At 72.9% G+C, this 15,888-nt stretch carries 14 protein-coding genes; 6 read left to right on the forward strand and 8 right to left on the reverse strand.

Annotated features, from left to right (window positions below; genetic code table 11):
- Positions 1-50 precede the first annotated feature (50 nt).
- Complete coding sequence (gene dapF, locus KVF89_RS28335) at positions 51-908, forward strand: diaminopimelate epimerase (protein ID WP_257430484.1); 858 nt, start codon at positions 51-53, stop codon at positions 906-908.
- A gap of 58 nt (positions 909-966) precedes the next feature.
- Positions 967-1,743, forward strand: coding sequence for an SDR family oxidoreductase (locus KVF89_RS28340; protein WP_257430485.1), 777 nt, complete (start codon positions 967-969; stop codon positions 1,741-1,743).
- Between the two features lie 25 nt (positions 1,744-1,768).
- Here the strand turns inward: KVF89_RS28340 and KVF89_RS28345 are convergent, their stop codons facing one another.
- Positions 1,769-2,350, reverse strand: a complete 582-nt coding sequence (locus KVF89_RS28345) for a hypothetical protein (protein WP_257430486.1) — start codon at positions 2,348-2,350, stop codon at positions 1,769-1,771.
- A gap of 174 nt (positions 2,351-2,524) precedes the next feature.
- On the opposite strand from KVF89_RS28345, the gene KVF89_RS28350 reads away from it, so the two are divergent.
- The 3 genes from KVF89_RS28350 to KVF89_RS28360 all read left to right on the forward strand — a co-directional run bounded on the left by KVF89_RS28350 (position 2,525) and on the right by KVF89_RS28360 (position 6,453).
- A complete protein-coding gene (locus tag KVF89_RS28350; RefSeq protein WP_257430868.1) occupies positions 2,525-4,129 on the forward strand; it encodes an alkaline phosphatase D family protein in 1,605 nt (534 codons plus the stop codon).
- 57 nt (positions 4,130-4,186) lie between these two features.
- A complete protein-coding gene (hflX, locus tag KVF89_RS28355; protein WP_257430487.1) occupies positions 4,187-5,695 on the forward strand; it encodes a GTPase HflX in 1,509 nt (502 codons plus the stop codon).
- Between the two features lie 89 nt (positions 5,696-5,784).
- A complete protein-coding gene (locus KVF89_RS28360; protein ID WP_257430488.1) occupies positions 5,785-6,453 on the forward strand; it encodes an SGNH/GDSL hydrolase family protein in 669 nt (222 codons plus the stop codon).
- A 21-nt stretch (positions 6,454-6,474) separates the two neighbouring features.
- Here KVF89_RS28360 and KVF89_RS28365 read toward each other — a convergent pair whose 3' ends face one another.
- The 7 genes from KVF89_RS28365 to KVF89_RS28395 all read right to left on the reverse strand — a co-directional run bounded on the left by KVF89_RS28365 (position 6,475) and on the right by KVF89_RS28395 (position 14,604).
- Positions 6,475-7,485, reverse strand: coding sequence for a sugar phosphate isomerase/epimerase family protein (locus KVF89_RS28365; RefSeq protein WP_257430489.1), 1,011 nt, complete (start codon positions 7,483-7,485; stop codon positions 6,475-6,477).
- Between the two features lie 10 nt (positions 7,486-7,495).
- On the reverse strand, positions 7,496-8,641 hold the full coding sequence (locus KVF89_RS28370; RefSeq protein ID WP_257430490.1) for a Gfo/Idh/MocA family protein: 1,146 nt from the start codon (positions 8,639-8,641) through the stop codon (positions 7,496-7,498).
- Positions 8,638-9,498, reverse strand: coding sequence for a sugar phosphate isomerase/epimerase family protein (locus KVF89_RS28375; protein ID WP_257430491.1), 861 nt, complete (start codon positions 9,496-9,498; stop codon positions 8,638-8,640). The genes KVF89_RS28370 and KVF89_RS28375 overlap by 4 nt, the downstream gene beginning before the upstream one ends.
- Before the next feature lie 123 nt (positions 9,499-9,621).
- The gene (locus tag KVF89_RS28380) at positions 9,622-10,833 is read right to left on the reverse strand and encodes a substrate-binding domain-containing protein (protein WP_257430492.1); all 1,212 of its coding nucleotides are present in this window, start codon (positions 10,831-10,833) and stop codon (positions 9,622-9,624) included.
- Complete coding sequence (locus tag KVF89_RS28385; protein WP_257430493.1) at positions 10,833-11,957, reverse strand: ABC transporter permease; 1,125 nt, start codon at positions 11,955-11,957, stop codon at positions 10,833-10,835. Before KVF89_RS28385 ends, KVF89_RS28380 begins: the two co-directional genes overlap by 1 nt.
- An 8-nt stretch (positions 11,958-11,965) precedes the next feature.
- Entirely contained in the window at positions 11,966-13,003 is a 1,038-nt protein-coding gene (locus KVF89_RS28390; protein ID WP_257430494.1) for an ABC transporter permease, read from the reverse strand.
- Positions 13,000-14,604, reverse strand: a complete 1,605-nt coding sequence (locus tag KVF89_RS28395; protein WP_257430495.1) for a sugar ABC transporter ATP-binding protein — start codon at positions 14,602-14,604, stop codon at positions 13,000-13,002. Before KVF89_RS28395 ends, KVF89_RS28390 begins: the two co-directional genes overlap by 4 nt.
- 95 nt (positions 14,605-14,699) lie before the next feature.
- On the opposite strand from KVF89_RS28395, the gene KVF89_RS28400 reads away from it, so the two are divergent.
- The gene (locus KVF89_RS28400; protein ID WP_257430496.1) at positions 14,700-15,869 is read left to right on the forward strand and encodes an ROK family transcriptional regulator; all 1,170 of its coding nucleotides are present in this window, start codon (positions 14,700-14,702) and stop codon (positions 15,867-15,869) included.
- Positions 15,870-15,888 lie beyond the last annotated feature (19 nt).

A 15,888-nucleotide genomic window follows, 5' to 3' on the forward strand; every position in this document is an offset into this window, starting at 1 on the left:
TCCGGCGGCATGATGCGTCAGCCCGCAGTACGACGGCCTAGGCTGGACGCGTGTACCCCTTCCTCAAGGGCCACGGCACCGAGAACGACTTCGTCCTGCTGCCCGACCCCGACGGCACCGTCCACGGCGAGCTGAGCGCCGAGCGCGTCCGCGCGCTGTGCGACCGGCGTGCCGGGATCGGCGGCGACGGGGTGCTCCGGATCATCCGGACCGCTGCCGCCGGCGACGCCGCGCGCGGGCAGGACGCCGAGTGGTTCATGGACTACCGCAACAGCGACGGCTCCGTCTCGGAGATGTGCGGCAACGGCATCCGGGTCTTCGGCCGCCACCTCGCGCAGCGGGGTCTGGTCGACCCGGCGACGCCTGTCCGGGTCGCGACCCGCGCCGGGGTCAAGGTGCTCACCTTCGCGGCCGGTGCGGCCGACGGCGAGATCACCGTCGACATGGGGATCCCGAAGGTGCTCGAGGAGACCTCCGTCGCGGTGGGCGAGCGGTCCTGGCCGGCGCTGCACGTCGACATGGGCAACCCGCACGCGGTCGCCTTCCTCGACACCGACACCGACACCGACACCGGCGCCGATCTGGCCGACGTCGGCCCGCTGCTCGACGCGCCCCGCCACGACCCGGCGGTCTATCCCGCCGGCGTCAACGTCGAGTTCGTCGTACGACGGGGGCCGGGTCACGTCGCGATGCGGGTCCACGAGCGTGGCTCCGGCGAGACCCGCTCCTGCGGCACCGGCGCCTGCGCCGTCATGGTCGCGGCCGCCCTCGCCGACGGCGCGGCCCGCGACACGGCGTACCGGGTCGACCTGCCGGGCGGCACGCTGCGGATCACCTGGACCGCCGACGACCGGATCCTGATGACCGGCCCGGCCGTGGTCGTGGCCGAGGGCACGAGCTCCCTCTGAGTCTCTGACTGTGACACCGACGGTGTCACAGTGAAGGAGCCGCCCTATGCTCCCGACCATGGAACTCACCGGATCCTCCGCCATCGTCACCGGCGCCGCCTCGGGCATCGGCGCCGCCGCCGCCCGCCAGCTCGCCGCCCAGGGTGCGACCGTCGTGGTCGCCGACCTCCAGGCCGACAAGGGCGAAGCCCTGGCCGCCGAGATCAACGGCGTCTTCGCCCTGGTCGACGTGACCAACACCGAGCAGATCGCGGGCGCGGTCAAGGCCGCCGCCGACATCGCCCCGCTGCGGGCGGTCGTCAACTCGGCCGGCATCGGCTGGGCCCAGCGCACCATCGGCCGCGACGGACAGCTCGAGTCGGCCCACTCCCTCGAGGCGTTCACCAAGGTCGTCGCGATCAACCTGATCGGCACCTTCGACATGGTCCGCCAGGCCGCGACCGCGATGAGCCGGAACGAGCCCGACGCCGACGGCTGCCGCGGCGCCATTGTCAACCTCGCCAGCGTCGCCGCCTTCGACGGCCAGATCGGCCAGGCGTCGTACTCCGCCTCCAAGGGCGGCGTCGTCGGCATGACCCTCCCCGTCGCCCGCGACCTCGCCGCCTCCGGCATCCGCCTCAACACCGTGGCCCCGGGTCTGATCGACACCCCGATCTACGGCGAGGGTGAGCAGGCCGAGGCGTTCAAGGCCAAGCTCGGCGAGAGCGTGCTCTTCCCGAAGCGCCTCGGCGTGCCGGACGAGCTGGCCAGCATGGTCATCGAGTGCCTCACCAACTCCTACATGAACGGCGAGGTCGTCCGCGTCGACGGCGGCATCCGGATGCCCCCGAAGTAGTCCCCGACCTGACCGGTGCCGGGGCTCAGCCCTGGCACATGGTCTGGCCGTAGGGCCCCTCCGTGGACCGTCGCTCGGTGACCTTGCCGTTGATCGTGATCACGCAGGTCACCGGCGTCCCGGAGGGGCCGGCGCCGAAGAAGAGGCGCGCATAGTCGGGGTTGCCGTAGGCGATGGTCGTGAGCGACCAGCGGGTGCCGACGCCCTTCACCGTGCCGGACGGATCGGTCAGGCTGGTCGGCACCTGGTAGCCGACGATGCCGATCGGCTGCTGGGAGAAGACCTCCAGACGGACCCGGATCTTCGGCAGTGAGGCGCTGCCGCCCTTGCCGGTGAGCCCGGGCATGCTCAGTGGCGGCAGAGTGCCGGAGCCCGCCGCGAAGCCGCTGGGCGCGCTGTCCGGTGCGGCGCCGGTCGCGGCGGCACTCGAGCCGGGGGTCGGCTCCGGCGTCGACGACGGCAGCTGGGACGGCAGCGTGCCCGGTCCGTCCTCGACGGACGGGGACGCCGTCGCACGCGGGCGCGCGCCCGCGCCGTCGTCCGTGTCGTTGCCGCCGCGCCCGACGACGACGCTGATCACGATGATGAGGAGGGATACGCCCACCACGATCCATCCGCGGTGGTCGCCCCCCGGCCGACCGACTCTCACATCAGGTCAACGAGCGGATCGCTCCCGCGGTACGCGGATCGCGGCACGGGGGATCCGACCGCTGTTCACCGACGCGCAGCATCGTGATCAGGAGCACGTCGCCGAGGAACGGTTCCCTGAGGGAACGTGACGATGCTCGGGGACGACCGGACCCGCCTGGCCGAGCGACTGGGCGACCTCCGGGTCGGCCGTCGGACGACGATCGTGGCCGGCCTCTCCGGCTCCTCGATCCCCGCTCTCGGCCTGCTCGGCCGCTCGCCCGCCCTCGTCGAGCGACGGCGGGACCTGACCTCCGGCGCCCGCAGCGGCGAGGTCACCACCAGCTCCGCGGTGATCTGGTCGCGCGGGATCCGGCCCAGCCGGCTGATGGTGCGCCTGCACAGCGAGGGTCGACACCGGCGCGTGGTCCGCGGGCCGTGGACCGACGAGCGGGCCGACTTCACCGCCCGGGTGCACCTGACCGATCTCGCGCCCGGCCGGCCGTACGACGCCGAGGTCTGGTTCGAGACACCCGACGGGGAGCGCAGCGCACCCCTACCGCTCACCTTCGCGACCGCGCCGGTCCATGCCGCCGCGCAGTCGATCGTGTGGTCGGGCGACACCTGCGGCCAGGGCTGGGGGATCGACCGCGCGCGGGGCGGCCTGACGACGTACCGGACGATGCTCGGCCTGCGCCCCGACCTGTTCGTGCACGTGGGCGACACGATCTATGCCGACGAGCCGATGAGCGAGAGCGTGCTGCTCGACGACGGCACCACCTGGCGCAACGAGCTGACCGAGGACGTCATGGTCGTCTCGGAGACCCTCGACCAGCTCCGTGGCCGGCACCGGTACCCGCTGCGGGACGACAACGTGCGCGCCTTCTACGCCGCCGTGCCCACCGTCGCGATGTGGGACGACCACGAGACCTGCAACAACTGGTGGCCGGGCGAGACCATCGACGACGAGCGGTACGGCGAGCGGCGGGCCGACGTGCTCGCGATCCGCGGCCGCCGTGCCTGGCAGGAGTACCAGCCGGTCCCGGTGCGACGGCTCGCGCCCGCCGGCGGCGACGGGTTCGTCGGCCGGCGGCTGTACCGGAAGGTCCCGCGCGGCCAGCACCTCGACCTGTTCTGCCTCGACATGCGCAGCTGGCGCGGACCGAACCCCGACACGAACCCCGCCGTCGGCCGGACCACGGCCGGCCTGCTCGGCAGGGACCAGGAGGAGTGGCTGGTGCGCGGCCTGCGCTCGTCGACCGCGACCTGGAAGGCGATCTGCGCCGACCTGCCCCTCTCCGCCCCGACCAACCGGGTCACCGACCTCGACGGCTACGCCAACAAGGACGACGGCCCGCCGATCGGCCGGGAGCCCGAGCTGGCCCGGGTGCTGTCCGCCCTCAAACGGTACGGCGTGCGCAACGTCATCTGGCTCACCGGCGACGTCCACTACACGGCCGCCTACCGGTATACCCCCGAGAGGGCCGCCTTCACCGACTTCGACCCGTTCTGGGAGTTCGTCTCCGGGCCGGTCGCCGCCTCGCCGTTCTGGCTCAAGGACGGGGAGCTGGACCAGACCTTCGGACCCGAGGTCGTCTTCTCGCAGGGGGAGGCCGAGATCGGCCGCCTGGACGTCGCGCCCCGGCCCACGAACCAGTACTTCGGGCAGCTCGACATCGCCGCCTCCGGCCTGCTCACCGTCCGGCTGTACGACGGCGCCGGCACCGTCGTGTGGGAGCGCGACCTCGAGCCCGGCTGACATCGTCGTTAATCGGGAAGCATCTCGTGGTGCTCGTCGTTACTCTTGATGACGCCTATGACGAACCGTGCTGAAGACTTCTCCCTCGCTGACGCCCTGCGAGCCACCGAGGGCTGGGACGACCCCGACGCCGAGCTCGACGACTTCGAGTCCGGCTACGCGAGCGAGCCCGCCGGCGACCCCGATGCGGGCGGGGACCTGACCACCGGCGACCTCGACCTGGTCGAGCGTCACGAGCTGCGCCGGGTCGCCGGCCTGCGCACCGAGCTCGAGGACATCACCGAGGTCGAGTACCGCCAGCTCCGCCTGGAGCGGGTGGTCCTCGTCGGGGTGTGGACCGGCGGCGCCATCAGCGAGATCGAGAACGCGATGGCCGAGCTGGCCCTGCTCGCGGAGACCGCGGGCTCGGAGGTCCTCGACGCGATCTACCAGCGCCGCACCTACCCCGACCCGGCGACCTACATCGGCCGCGGCAAGGTCGACGCGCTGCGCGAGATCGTGCAGGCCACCGGCGCCGACACCGTGATCTGCGACGGCGAGCTGGCGCCCTCCCAGCTGCGCAACCTCGAGGACAAGGTCAAGGTCAAGGTCGTCGACCGGACCGCGCTCATCCTCGACATCTTCGCGCAGCACGCGAAGTCCAAGGAGGGCCAGGCCCAGGTCGAGCTCGCGCAGCTCAGCTACATGAAGCAGCGCCTGCGCGGCTGGGGTGGGAACCTCTCCCGCCAGGCCGGTGGCCGGGTCGGCGCCGACGGCGGCGGCATCGGCGGCCGTGGCCCCGGTGAGACCAAGATCGAGACCGACCGGCGCCGGATCAACGACAAGATCGCCAAGCTGCGCCGCGAGCTGAAGGCCATGAAGGGGACCCGCGACACCAAGCGCCAGGAGCGCCGTCGCAACGAGATCCCCTCGGTCGCCATCGCCGGCTACACCAACGCCGGCAAGTCCTCCCTGCTCAACCGCCTCACCGGCGCCGGTGTGCTCGTCGAGGATGCCCTCTTCGCGACGCTCGACCCGACCACCCGGCGTACCTCCACCGCGGACGGCCGCGTCTACACGATGAGCGACACCGTCGGCTTCGTCCGGCACCTCCCGCACCAGCTGGTCGAGGCGTTCCGCTCGACCCTGGAGGAGGTGGCCGACGCCGACCTGATCGTTCACGTCGTCGACGGCTCGCACCCCGACCCCGAGGGCCAGCTGGCCGCGGTCCGCGAGGTGCTCGCCGAGATCGGCGCGACCGACGTCCCCGAGCTGGTCGTGGTCAACAAGATCGACGCGGCCGACCCGGTCGTCGTCGACCGCGTGCTGCGTCGCGAGCCGCACTCCGTCGCGGTCTCGGCGCGCACCGGCGAGGGGATCGCCGAGGCGATCGCCGCGGTCGAGGGCGAGCTCCCGCGCCCGAGGGTCGAGTTCACCGCGCTCGTGCCCTATGCGCGCGGCGACCTGATCGACCGGATCCACAAGGACGGCGAGATCGGGTCCCTCGAGCACACCGCCGACGGCACCCGGGTGACCGGCCGGGCCACCGAGGCGCTGGCCGGCGAGCTGGCCGCCTACGTGGTCTGAGCACATCCGTCGCTCGTCGTACCGGACAATTCGGTTGCGATTTCGCCAATTCGGCAACCCCGATGTCCGGTACGACGGATGATCCGGTCGTGACTCGGCACCGGCTCCTCCTCGGACTGCTCGCGCTCGTCCTCACCGTCGCGGTGAGCACGACGCTGCTGGCGCGCGCCGGCGCCCGGGCGGACCCGTGCGTGGCCAAGGACGAGCGGGCCCAGGCGCGGCGAGCGCTGGTGACCGGTGCTGGCCCACCGGTCCTGGTGATCGGCGACTCCTACTCCGTCGGCGCCGGCGTTCGCCCGGAGCAGTCGTGGCCGGTCCGGCTGCCCGGCCGGGTCCGGGTCGACGGCTTCTCCGGCAGCGGGTTCTCCGTCGGCGCCAGCGCCTGCGGCGACGTCTCCTACGCGACCCGGGCCCGGACCGCGGCCGGCGCCGGCCTGCTCGTGGTCGAGGGCGGTCTCAATGACGCCGACCAGCCCGCCGCCGACCTGGAGGCCGGGTTCTCCCGGCTGATGCGGGTGCTCGCCGGTCGGCCGGTCCTGGTCGTGGGACCGCCGCCCGCGCCCCGGCTCCGGTACGACGACGTGGCGGCGGTCGACGCGACCCTGGCCCGGCTCGCGGCGGCTCACGGGGCCGGGTACCTGTCGATGCTCGACGTCGACCTGACCTACCAGCGCGACCGGCTGCATCCCGACGCCGCCGGCCACCGGGTGTTCGGCGACCGGGTCGCGGCGCGGGTGGCGAGCCTGCTCGAGGGCTGAGCGCCGCCTTGGCGGGGCTCCTCAGGTCTCGCTCTGCTTGCTGAACGCGGTGTCGAAGGCAGCGGTGGGCGGGTCGTAGTCGAAGCGGCGCAGGAACTCCAGAGCCTCGGGCGCGCCGTGCAGGCGGTCCATCCGCGCGTCCTCCCACTCGACCGAGATCGGGCCGTCGTACCCGATCGCGGCGAGGGCGCGGAAGGAGTCCTCCCACGGGACCTGGCCACGGCCGGTGGAGACGAAGTCCCAGCCGCGGTGCGGGTCGCCCCAGGGGAGGTGGGAGGAGAGCCGCCCGTTGCGGCCGCCGCCCAGGCGCAGCCGGGTGTCCTTGCAGTCGACGTGATAGATCCGGTCGGCGAAGTCGGTGATGAAGGCGACCGGGTCGAGGTCCTGCCAGAGCATGTGGCTGGGGTCCCAGTTGAGCCCGAACTCGGGACGGTGCCCGATCGCCTCCAGGGTGCGCACGGTGGACCAGTAGTCGTAGGCGATCTCCGAGGGGTGCACCTCGTGCGCGAAGCGCACCCCGCACCGTGCGAACTCGTCGAGGATGGGGTGCCAGCGCTCGGCGAAGTCGCGGTAGCCGGCGTCGATCCGCTCGGCGGGCACCGGCGGGAACATCGCCAGGTAGGGCCAGATCGAGGACCCGGTGAAGCCGACCACCACCTCGACCCCCATCGCCTGGGCCAGCCGGGCGGTCAGGCGCATCTCCTCGGCCGCCCGCCCGCGCACGCCCTCCGGGTCGCCGTCGCCCCACACCCGCTCGCGGACGATCGCCTGGTGGCGGAAGTCGATCGGGTCGTCGCAGACGGCCTGCCCGGTGAGATGGTTCGAGATCGCCCAGCAGCCGAGGCCGTGCCGGCGCAGGATCTCCAGGCGTCCCTCGACATAGCCGGGCTCGTCGACCCGCCATGCGTCGAGGTGCTCGCCCGAGACCGCGATCTCGAGGCCGTCGTAGCCCCACCGCGCGGCCAGCGCGGCCACCTCCTCGAGGGTGAGGTCGACCCACTGTCCCGTGAACAGGGTGAAGCGCTTGCCCATCAGTCCTCCGTCACTCGTGGCCGTCGTCGGCGATCGTCTGTGTCCGGCCATCCTGCTGCGCCGAGCGCTCGATCGCGTCCAGCACGCGCTGCACGCCGAGGCCGTCGGCGAAGGAGGGGCTCGGATCGGTGCCGGCCGCGATGGCGTCGAGCAGCTCCGCGGCCTGGATGGTGAAGGTGTGGTCCCAGCCCAGCACGTGCCCGGGCGGCCACCACGCGTGCAGCGAGGGATGCTCCGGCTCGGTGACCAGGATCCGCTGCGAGCCGGTGGTGGGTCCCCCCAGGCCGTCGTGGAGCTGCAGCTCGTTGAGCCGCTCCAGGTCGAAGCTCAGCGCCCCGGCGTCGCCGTACAGCTCCAGGGTGAGCCCGTTCTTGCGGCCCGTCGCCATCCGGCTGACCTCGAGGCCGGCGACTCCTCCGGCCCGGGTCTCGAGGGTGGCCCAGGCCGCGTCGTCCACGGTCACCGGCTCCGGTCCCCGGGGGCCGGTGCGGGTGGGAACGAAGGTGCGCAGCCGTCCGCTCGCGGCGACCACCGGGTCGTCGAGGAGATGCTGGACGAGGTCGACCACGTGGGACCCGAGGTCGCCGAGGGCGCCGCTGCCGGCCGACTCCCGGCGCAGCCGCCAGGTCATCGGCGCGGCCGGGTCGGCGAGCCAGTCCTGGAGGTACGCCGCGCGGACCTGCCGCACCTGCCCGATCCGGCCCTCGGCGACCAGGCGCCGGGCCAGCGCGAGGGCGGGCACCCCGCGGTAGTTGAAGCCGACGGCCGTGCGTACGCCGCGGGCCGAGGCGGCCTTCGCGGCCGTGACCATCTGCTCCGCCTCGGCGACCGTGTTGGCCAGCGGCTTCTCCACGAGGACGTGCTTGCCCGCGGCCAGGGCCGCGAGCGCGATCTCGGCATGGCTGTCGCCGGGGGTGCAGATGTCGACGATGTCGACGTCGTCACGGGCGACCGCCGCGCGCCAGTCGGTCGCGCTGTCGTGCCATCCGTACCGTGCCGCGGCCGTCGCGACCGCGTCGGCGTCCCGCCCGACGAGCACCTGCTGCCGGACCGCGGGGGTCTCGGGGAAGAACGCGCCGACATTGCGCCACGCGTTGGAGTGGGCCTTGCCCATGAACGAGTAGCCGATGACGGCCACGCCCAGCGGCCGGCTCATCGTGCCGCTCCGGTGAGCGTGCGCAGGAAGGCCAGGCCGTCGCGGGCCAGGTCGTCGGGGGAGGACGCCAAGGGACGCCAGACCGAGGCGGCCACCGCGATCGCGGCGTTGTCGGGGGTGAAGCTCTCGATGTTGAGGGGGCCGGCGTAGCCGACCTCGTCGAGCGCGGCGAGCAGGGCGGTCCAGTCGGTCTGGTCCCCGCCGGGGGCGCCTCGGTCGCTGCCGCAGACCTGCAGGTGCACCAGGTCCGGGCCGGCGCGGCGCACCGCGTCGGCGCTGGAGCGCTCCTCGATGTTGAGGTGGTAGGTGTCGAGCGCCAGGCCGAGGTGCGGGCCCAGCAGCGGCCCCAGCGCGTCGAGGGCCTGGTCGACGGTGTTGACCAGCGAGGTCTCGTAGCGGTTCAGCGGCTCGATGCCGATCCGGACCCCGCATGCCGCGGCGTGCTCGACGACGGGCGCGAGGTGGGTGCGCCACTCGTCGTACGCCGCCGCGCGCTCGGCCGGGCTCATCCGCCAGGTCCGGCCGGTCGCGGCGTAGAACGGGCCGCACACCGAGCCGGCGCCGATCGCGGCCGCGAAGTCGACGCAGGCACGCAGGTAGTCCTGGGTGGTGGCCACCGTCGCGGCGGTCGTGGCGACCAGGTCACGGCCGGGCGCCATCGCCCCGACGACGTACGGCGTCAGGCCGGTCGCGGCGAGCACGGCGGAGGTCGCCGCGCCGTCGAGGTCACCGGGACCCTCCAGCGGCAGCTCGACGGCGTCGAAGCCGAGGTCGGCGATGTGGCTCAGGAGGTCGGGCAGGCGCGCATCGGTGAGCGGGGAGGTCCACACCCAGGTGTTGACGCCGAGGGCTCTCATGGAGGGCCTTTCTGGTGCGAGGGGCTGCGGGGCGCGCGGGTCGTCGACCCGGCCGGCACCCCGGCCACCGGGCGGTGCCGATGGCCGGGGGTGCGGGCCGCGGGCAGGCGGGCCGCGGGTGCCTTACGGGATCTGGCGGTCCTGCCAGACCTGCGGGTAGCCGGGCAGGTCCTCGCCGCCGAACTTCGCGTAGTGACCGTCGGGCATGCCCTCGTTGCCCTCGAGGTAGTCGGCACGCCCGTCCTCGGTGATCGGCTCCTGCGGCAGCACCCATTCCGCCGGGACCGGCTCGCCCTTGGCGATCTTCTCCAGCGCGAGCAGCGGGGTGCGCCACTGGAAGTTGGAGTAGACCGGCGCCAGGCCGGTGAGTCCGGTCTCCTCCCACTTGCGCAGGAAGCTCATCTCGTCCTCGCCGGTCATCACCGGGTAGTCCATGCCCGCGTCCTCGAACGCCTCGAGCGCGGCGACGGAGCCGTCGCCGGCGTCCATCCAGATGCCCTTGACGTCGCCCTTGGTGAGCTCGTCGGTGACGATGCTCTTGATCTTCTCGGGGTTGGCGTCGGTGAAGTAGTCGACCGCCTCGATGCCCTTCTCGTCGAAGATCTTCTTCGCGGCGGCCCAGCGGGTCTCGAGCACGTCGACGCCCGGCAGGATCCGCAGCGCCACGACCTTGTCGCCCTCCTCGAGGTTCTCGGCGAGGAACTCCGCGGTCGCGATGCCCCAGGCGTAGCCGCCGATCGGGTGGATGAAGGTCGTCGCGCAGTCGGTCTCCACGCCGCGGTCGAAGACCACGACCGGCTTGCCCGTCTCGCAGGCGCGCTCCACCGCCGGCGTCAGCGCGGCGGTCGAGTTGGGCGAGATGATGAAGGCGTCACAGTTGCCCTCGGAGATGAAGTAGTCGATGTCGGCGATCTGCTTGTTGTCGTCGTCACCGGCGTCGCGGGTCTCCATGGCGGAGACGACGCCGCTGTCCTGGAGCACCTTGAGCTGCTGGTTCATGGTGATCCAGCCGGTCTGGCGCCACGGGTTGGAGATCGAGGCGTTGGCGAAGCAGACCTTCATCGGCTTGTCGGTCTTCCACTGAGCCGTGTCGGTCGTCGGGCCGTCGATGTACTGCAGGTACGGCTGCGCCGGGTCGCCCTCGAAGCTGGCGCCCATCTGCTCGCGCTGCTGGTCGAAGTCGGCCTGGACGAACCACTCGCTGTCCGAGCTGCCGGTCGAGGAGCTGTCCGCGTCGGGATCGGGGTCGCTGCCCCCGTCGTCGGTGGAGCAGGCCGTGAGCACCGCGAGCACGGCCGCCCCGGCGAGCACGCCCTTGAGGTGTGTTCTGCGCATCAATTGCCTCCTGTGTTGGTGCCCGGGGTGGGCTCGGTGGGGGGACCCGAGAGATCCGTGGTCAGGGGAGTGGCCGGCGTCGTGGGGGCGGTCCGACGGGTCCCGGTACGACGGCCGACGGTCCACGCCCGCGCGGCGAACGCGACGGCGGCGATGATGATCAGGCCGCGCACGGTGTCGCGCCAGGTGGCGTCGACGTCGAGGACCGTGAGCAGGGTGAAGAGCAGCTCGATCGCGAAGGCGCCGGCGACGGCGGACAGGACCCAGCCGCGACCACCGCCCAGCACGACGCCGCCGAGGACGACCGCGGTGATCGCCGAGAACTCGTAGCCGTCGCCCACGGTGGGGTGCACGCCGGCGTACCCGACGAGCAGGATGCCCGCGACGGTCGCGGCCAGGGACGACAGGATGAAGGCGCGGGTCTTCACCCACCACACGCGGGCGCCCGAGACCCGCGCGGCGGCCGGGTTGTCGCCGACGGCCAGCAGGGTGCGGCCGAACGGACGGCGCATCAGCCACACCGCGAGGGCGCTGAGGACGGCCAGGACGATCAGCGGATAGGGGATCACGTCCACCACAGGGACGCTCTCGACCGTGCCGCGGCCGATCTCGCGGAAGTCGTCGTTGGGCGGCGCGTCCGCCGCGCCGCCGGACAGATAGCGGACCAGCCCGGTGAGGGCGAGCATCATCGCCAGGGTGACGATGAAGCTCGGCACCTGGAGGAGGGTGGTGGCCAGCCCGTTCAGGAGACCGATGAACGCGCCCAGCGCGAGCATCAGCACCAGTCCGATGACGTTCCGGCCGGTGTCGTCGCCGATGTAGTTGCCGGCGACCACCACCTGGGCGGCGATGACGGCGGCCATGGAGAGGTCGAACTCGCCGGAGACGATGACGTAGTACTGGCCGATGGCGGCGATCGCGATCGGCGCGGTCCGGCCGAGGAAGCGGATGAGCACGCCGGGATCGCCGAAGTTCGGGTTGGCGACGACGGTCGCCACCAGCAGCGCGAGGACGAGGACGAACACGGCGCCGCCCGGGGTGCCGATGCTGGCGGCGGCGCGCCCGGCGAGTCCGTGGGCGTGCCGCGGCAGGGCGGCCGCACGGGTCGCGGTGGGGGTGCTCACGGGCGCGCTCACTTCGCCTCCTGGAGTGCCGCGTCGAGGACGCCGGGTCGTTCGAAGCGGGCCGGTCGGCGCCCGATCGAGCGCCGGGAGTAGACCGCGACGGCAGCCACGATCACGACGCCGCGGACCACGTTGCGCAGGAACGGGTCGGTCTCCATCACGGCCATCACGTTGTCCATGACGGCGAAGATCGCGACGCCGGCGAGGGTGCCGGTGACATTGCCCTTGCCGCCGGCGAGCACGGTGCCGCCCAGGACCACGGCCGCGATCGACATCAGGTCGTACTGGCCCTGGCTCCCGATCGTCGGGTTGCCGACCGAGAGCCGGGCGAGCAACAGCAGGCCCGCGAAGCCGGCGAGGACGGAGCACAGGACGTGCGCGGCGATGACGGGTACGGCGGTCCGAACGCCCGAGAGCCGGGCGACCTCCGGGTTGCCGCCCACGGCGTAGAGGTGATGGCCCAGACGGGTGCGGCGCAGCAGCACGATGGCGAGCAGGGCACAGCCGAGCATGATCAGCGTGGAGACCGGGACCGGTCCGAGGAAGGAGATGCCGATCGTCCGGAAGGACCGGGGCGCGGAGCCGTGGTTGCCCTGGTAGGTGCTGGCGATGTAGCCGCTGATGACCAGGCCCATGCCGAGGGTGGCGATGAAGCCGTGCACCTTGAGGATGCTGACCACCAGGCCGTTCACGAGCCCGATCAGCGCAGCGAGAGCGATGCCGACCAGTACGCCGGGGACCACCCGTCCCGACTCTCCCGCCATCACGCCGCCGGCGACGACACCGGTGAGGCTCGCGACGAAGGGCACCGAGAGGTCGAGGCTGCCGCCGAGGACGACGAGGGTCTGGCCGATGGCGATGAAGCCCAGCACGCTGGTTGCGGTGAGGATGTCGCGCAGGTTGCCGGTGCTGAAGAAGTTGCGTCCCTCGATGCCGGTCAAGATGGTGCCGACCACGACGGCGCCGGCCAGGACGGCGAGCACGATGCCGGTCGAGGTGAGGGTGCCGGTGCGGCCGGCGAGCCCGGGTCGTGCGGTGCCGCTCATCGCTCCGCCTCCGGCTCGGCGGTCCGCGACGAGCTCGTGCCGGTCGCGACCGACAGCACCGTCTCCTCGGTGGACCCGGGGGGCAGCTCGCCCGCGACGACGCCGTCGCGCATGACGAGGATGCGGTCCGCCATACCGATCACCTCCGGCAGCTCGCTGGACACCATCAAGACGGCCACCCCTTCCGCGGCGAGGACGCGCATGAGCTCGTAGATCGCGTGCTTGGCGCCCACGTCGATGCCACGGGTCGGCTCGTCCATGAGCACCACCCGGGGTCGGGTCGCCAGCCAGCGGGCCAGGACGACCTTCTGCTGGTTGCCGCCGGAGAGGAACTGGACCTCCTGGTCCAGCGCCCGTGCCGCCACCTCGAGGTTGGAGAGCAGGCCTGGGATCTCCCGGCGCGCGGCGCCGGTCCGGCCCGGGAAGGCCGCACGCACCGCGCCGAGGGCGTTGTCCAGGATGGACAGGTCCAGCGCCAGCCCGGTGGCCTTGCGGTCCTCGGTGACCAGGGCGAGACCCGCGCGGACGGCGGCGCGCGGCGAGCGCACCCGCACCGTCCGGCCGGCGACCGCCAGCTCGCCGCGGGTGAAGGGGTGGACCCCGAAGATCCCCTCGAGGAGCTCGGTGCGGCCCGATCCCTGGAGCCCGGCGATGCCCACGATCTCGCCGGCGCGCAGGGTGAGGTCGACCCCGTCGACGTACCCGTTGCCGGCGGAGCGCAGTTCCAGCAGCACCTCGCCCGGCGCCGTGCCGGCCGCGGGCGCGGGGAAGAACGCGGACATCTCGCGGCCGACCATCAGGCGCACGAGCTCCGCGTCGTCGAGCTCGCCGGCGGGCCGGGTGGTCACCTGCTGGCCGTCCTTGAGGACGGTGATGGTGTCGCAGAGGTCGAAGATCTCCTTGAGCCGGTGGGAGACGTAGAGGATGGCCACGCCCCGCGCGGTGAGCCCGCGGATGATGGCGTAGAGCAGCCCGACCTCGTGGTCGGCCAGCGCCGCGGTCGGCTCGTCCATGGCGATGATCCGGGCGTCGAAGCTGACCGCCTTGGCGATCTCGACGACCTGCTGCTCGGCCACGGAGAGGGTGCGCACGCGCTGCTGGGGGCGCAGCCCGGTCACCCCGAGGTCGTCGAGCAGCGCCGCGGTGTCGCGGTTCATCCGCTCGACGTCGACCAGGCCGCGCCGACGCGGCTCGCGCCCGAGCCAGACGTTCTCGGCCACGGTCCGCTCGGGGAGGAGGTTGAACTCCTGGAACACCGTGGAGATGCCGGCCTGCTGGGCCTGGAGCGGGTGGTGGAACGTGACGGGGCGTCCGTCCAGCTCGACGGTGCCGGCGTCGGCGGTGTGGACGCCGGCGAGGATCTTCATCAGCGTCGACTTGCCGGCGCCGTTCTCGCCGACCAGGCCGTGGACCTGCCCGGCGCGCAGGTCGAGGTCGACGTCGGCGAGCACGGTGTGGCCGACGAAGGCCTTCGTGACGCCGCGGGCGCGCAGCACGACCGACGCGTCCGGCCCTGAGCCCGCGGTGGCACCGGCGGGGGCACCGACAGGGGCACCGACGGGACGCGGTGCGTCGCGGGGGATCTGCACGTTCGGTGGCACCGCGCCACTGTGGCATGCGTCACGTACTTCTGTCGAGTGTCCGACAGAAGTTGCTTGCTGGACGTGCCAAAGGTCGGCGTGGTTGACTGCGGCAGGTGCGGCCCAGCGACGTGTTCGACCTCCTCCGGGACGGCCGGCCGCGCACCCGGGCCGAGCTCGCCGCGACCACCGGCCTGGCCCGCTCGACCATCTCCGCGCGCCTCGACGTGCTGATGCGGCTCGGGCTCGTCGTACCCGTCGGCGGGGTGTCCACCGGTGGCCGGCCGCCGTCGCTGCTCGCCTTCAACCCCGGCGCCCGGGTGGTCGTCGGCGTCGACCTCGGCGCCAGCCACGCCCGGGCCGCCGTCGCCGACCTCGACGGCCGGGTGCTGGCCGAGCGCGGCGAGCCGATCGACATCGCCGACGGACCCGAGCGGGTCCTGGGCTGGGTGCAGGAGACCGCGACCGCGCTCCTCGCCGAGCAACGGCGCGACGTGAGCGAGCTGGCCGCCATCGGGGTCGGGCTGCCGGGGCCGGTCGAGCACTCCACCGGCCGCGCGATCAACCCGCCGATCATGCCGGGCTGGGACAGGTACGACGTGCCCGGCCACCTCCAGCGCGTGCTCGACGTTCCGGTCCTGGTCGACAACGACGTCAACATCATGGCGCTCGGGGAGCAGCACTCCCACCTGCGCGAGGTCGCGGACCTGGTCTTCGTCAAGGTCGGGACGGGCATCGGCGCCGGCATCATCTCCGGCGGGACCCTCCAGCGCGGTGCGCAGGGCACCGCGGGCGACCTCGGGCACGTCCACGTCGCCCGCGGCGCGGACGTCACCTGCCGGTGCGGCAACCAGGGCTGCCTCGAGGCCATCGCGGCGATCCCGGCCCTGGCCCGGACGATGCGGGCCGCGGGCGTTGCGGTGGCCGAGGACCACGACGTCGTGGCGCTCGTGCGCGGTGGTGATCGGACGGCGGTCCAGGCCGTGCGCCAGGGCGGGCGCGACCTCGGCGAGGTGGTCGCCGCGCTGGTCAACCTGGTCAACCCCTCGGTGATCGTGATCGGCGGCGCCCTCGCCGCGGCCGGGGAGGGCCTGTTGGCCGGCATCCGGGAGGTCGTCTACCAGCGCTCGCTGCCGCTGGCCACCGAGCACCTGCACATCACGACCTCCCGCGCCGGCGAGCGCGCCGGCGTGATCGGTGCGGCCGCCCTCGCGATCGGCCACGTGCTCTCGCCGACGGCCATCGACCGGGTGGTCGAGGAGGGCGCGGTCCGGCTCGCGCAGTAGCTCGCCGGCACTGCTGTGG

It is taken from the genome of Nocardioides carbamazepini, from assembly GCF_024614185.1.
GTDB lineage: Bacteria > Actinomycetota > Actinomycetes > Propionibacteriales > Nocardioidaceae > Nocardioides > Nocardioides carbamazepini.

Bases quoted from the DNA above. Each gene is read 5' to 3' on its own strand.
- KVF89_RS28340 (WP_257430485.1), top strand. From the start codon at position 967: ATGGAACTCACCGGATCCTCCGCCATCGTCACCGGCGCCGCCTCGGGC.
- KVF89_RS28350 (WP_257430868.1), top strand. From the start codon at position 2,525: ATGCTCGGGGACGACCGGACCCGCCTGGCCGAGCGACTGGGCGACCTC.
- hflX (WP_257430487.1), top strand. From the start codon at position 4,187: ATGACGAACCGTGCTGAAGACTTCTCCCTCGCTGACGCCCTGCGAGCC.
- KVF89_RS28365 (WP_257430489.1), bottom strand. From the start codon at position 7,485: ATGGGCAAGCGCTTCACCCTGTTCACGGGACAGTGGGTCGACCTCACC.
- KVF89_RS28370 (WP_257430490.1), bottom strand. From the start codon at position 8,641: ATGAGCCGGCCGCTGGGCGTGGCCGTCATCGGCTACTCGTTCATGGGC.
- KVF89_RS28375 (WP_257430491.1), bottom strand. From the start codon at position 9,498: ATGAGAGCCCTCGGCGTCAACACCTGGGTGTGGACCTCCCCGCTCACC.
- KVF89_RS28380 (WP_257430492.1), bottom strand. From the start codon at position 10,833: ATGCGCAGAACACACCTCAAGGGCGTGCTCGCCGGGGCGGCCGTGCTC.
- KVF89_RS28390 (WP_257430494.1), bottom strand. From the start codon at position 13,003: ATGAGCGGCACCGCACGACCCGGGCTCGCCGGCCGCACCGGCACCCTC.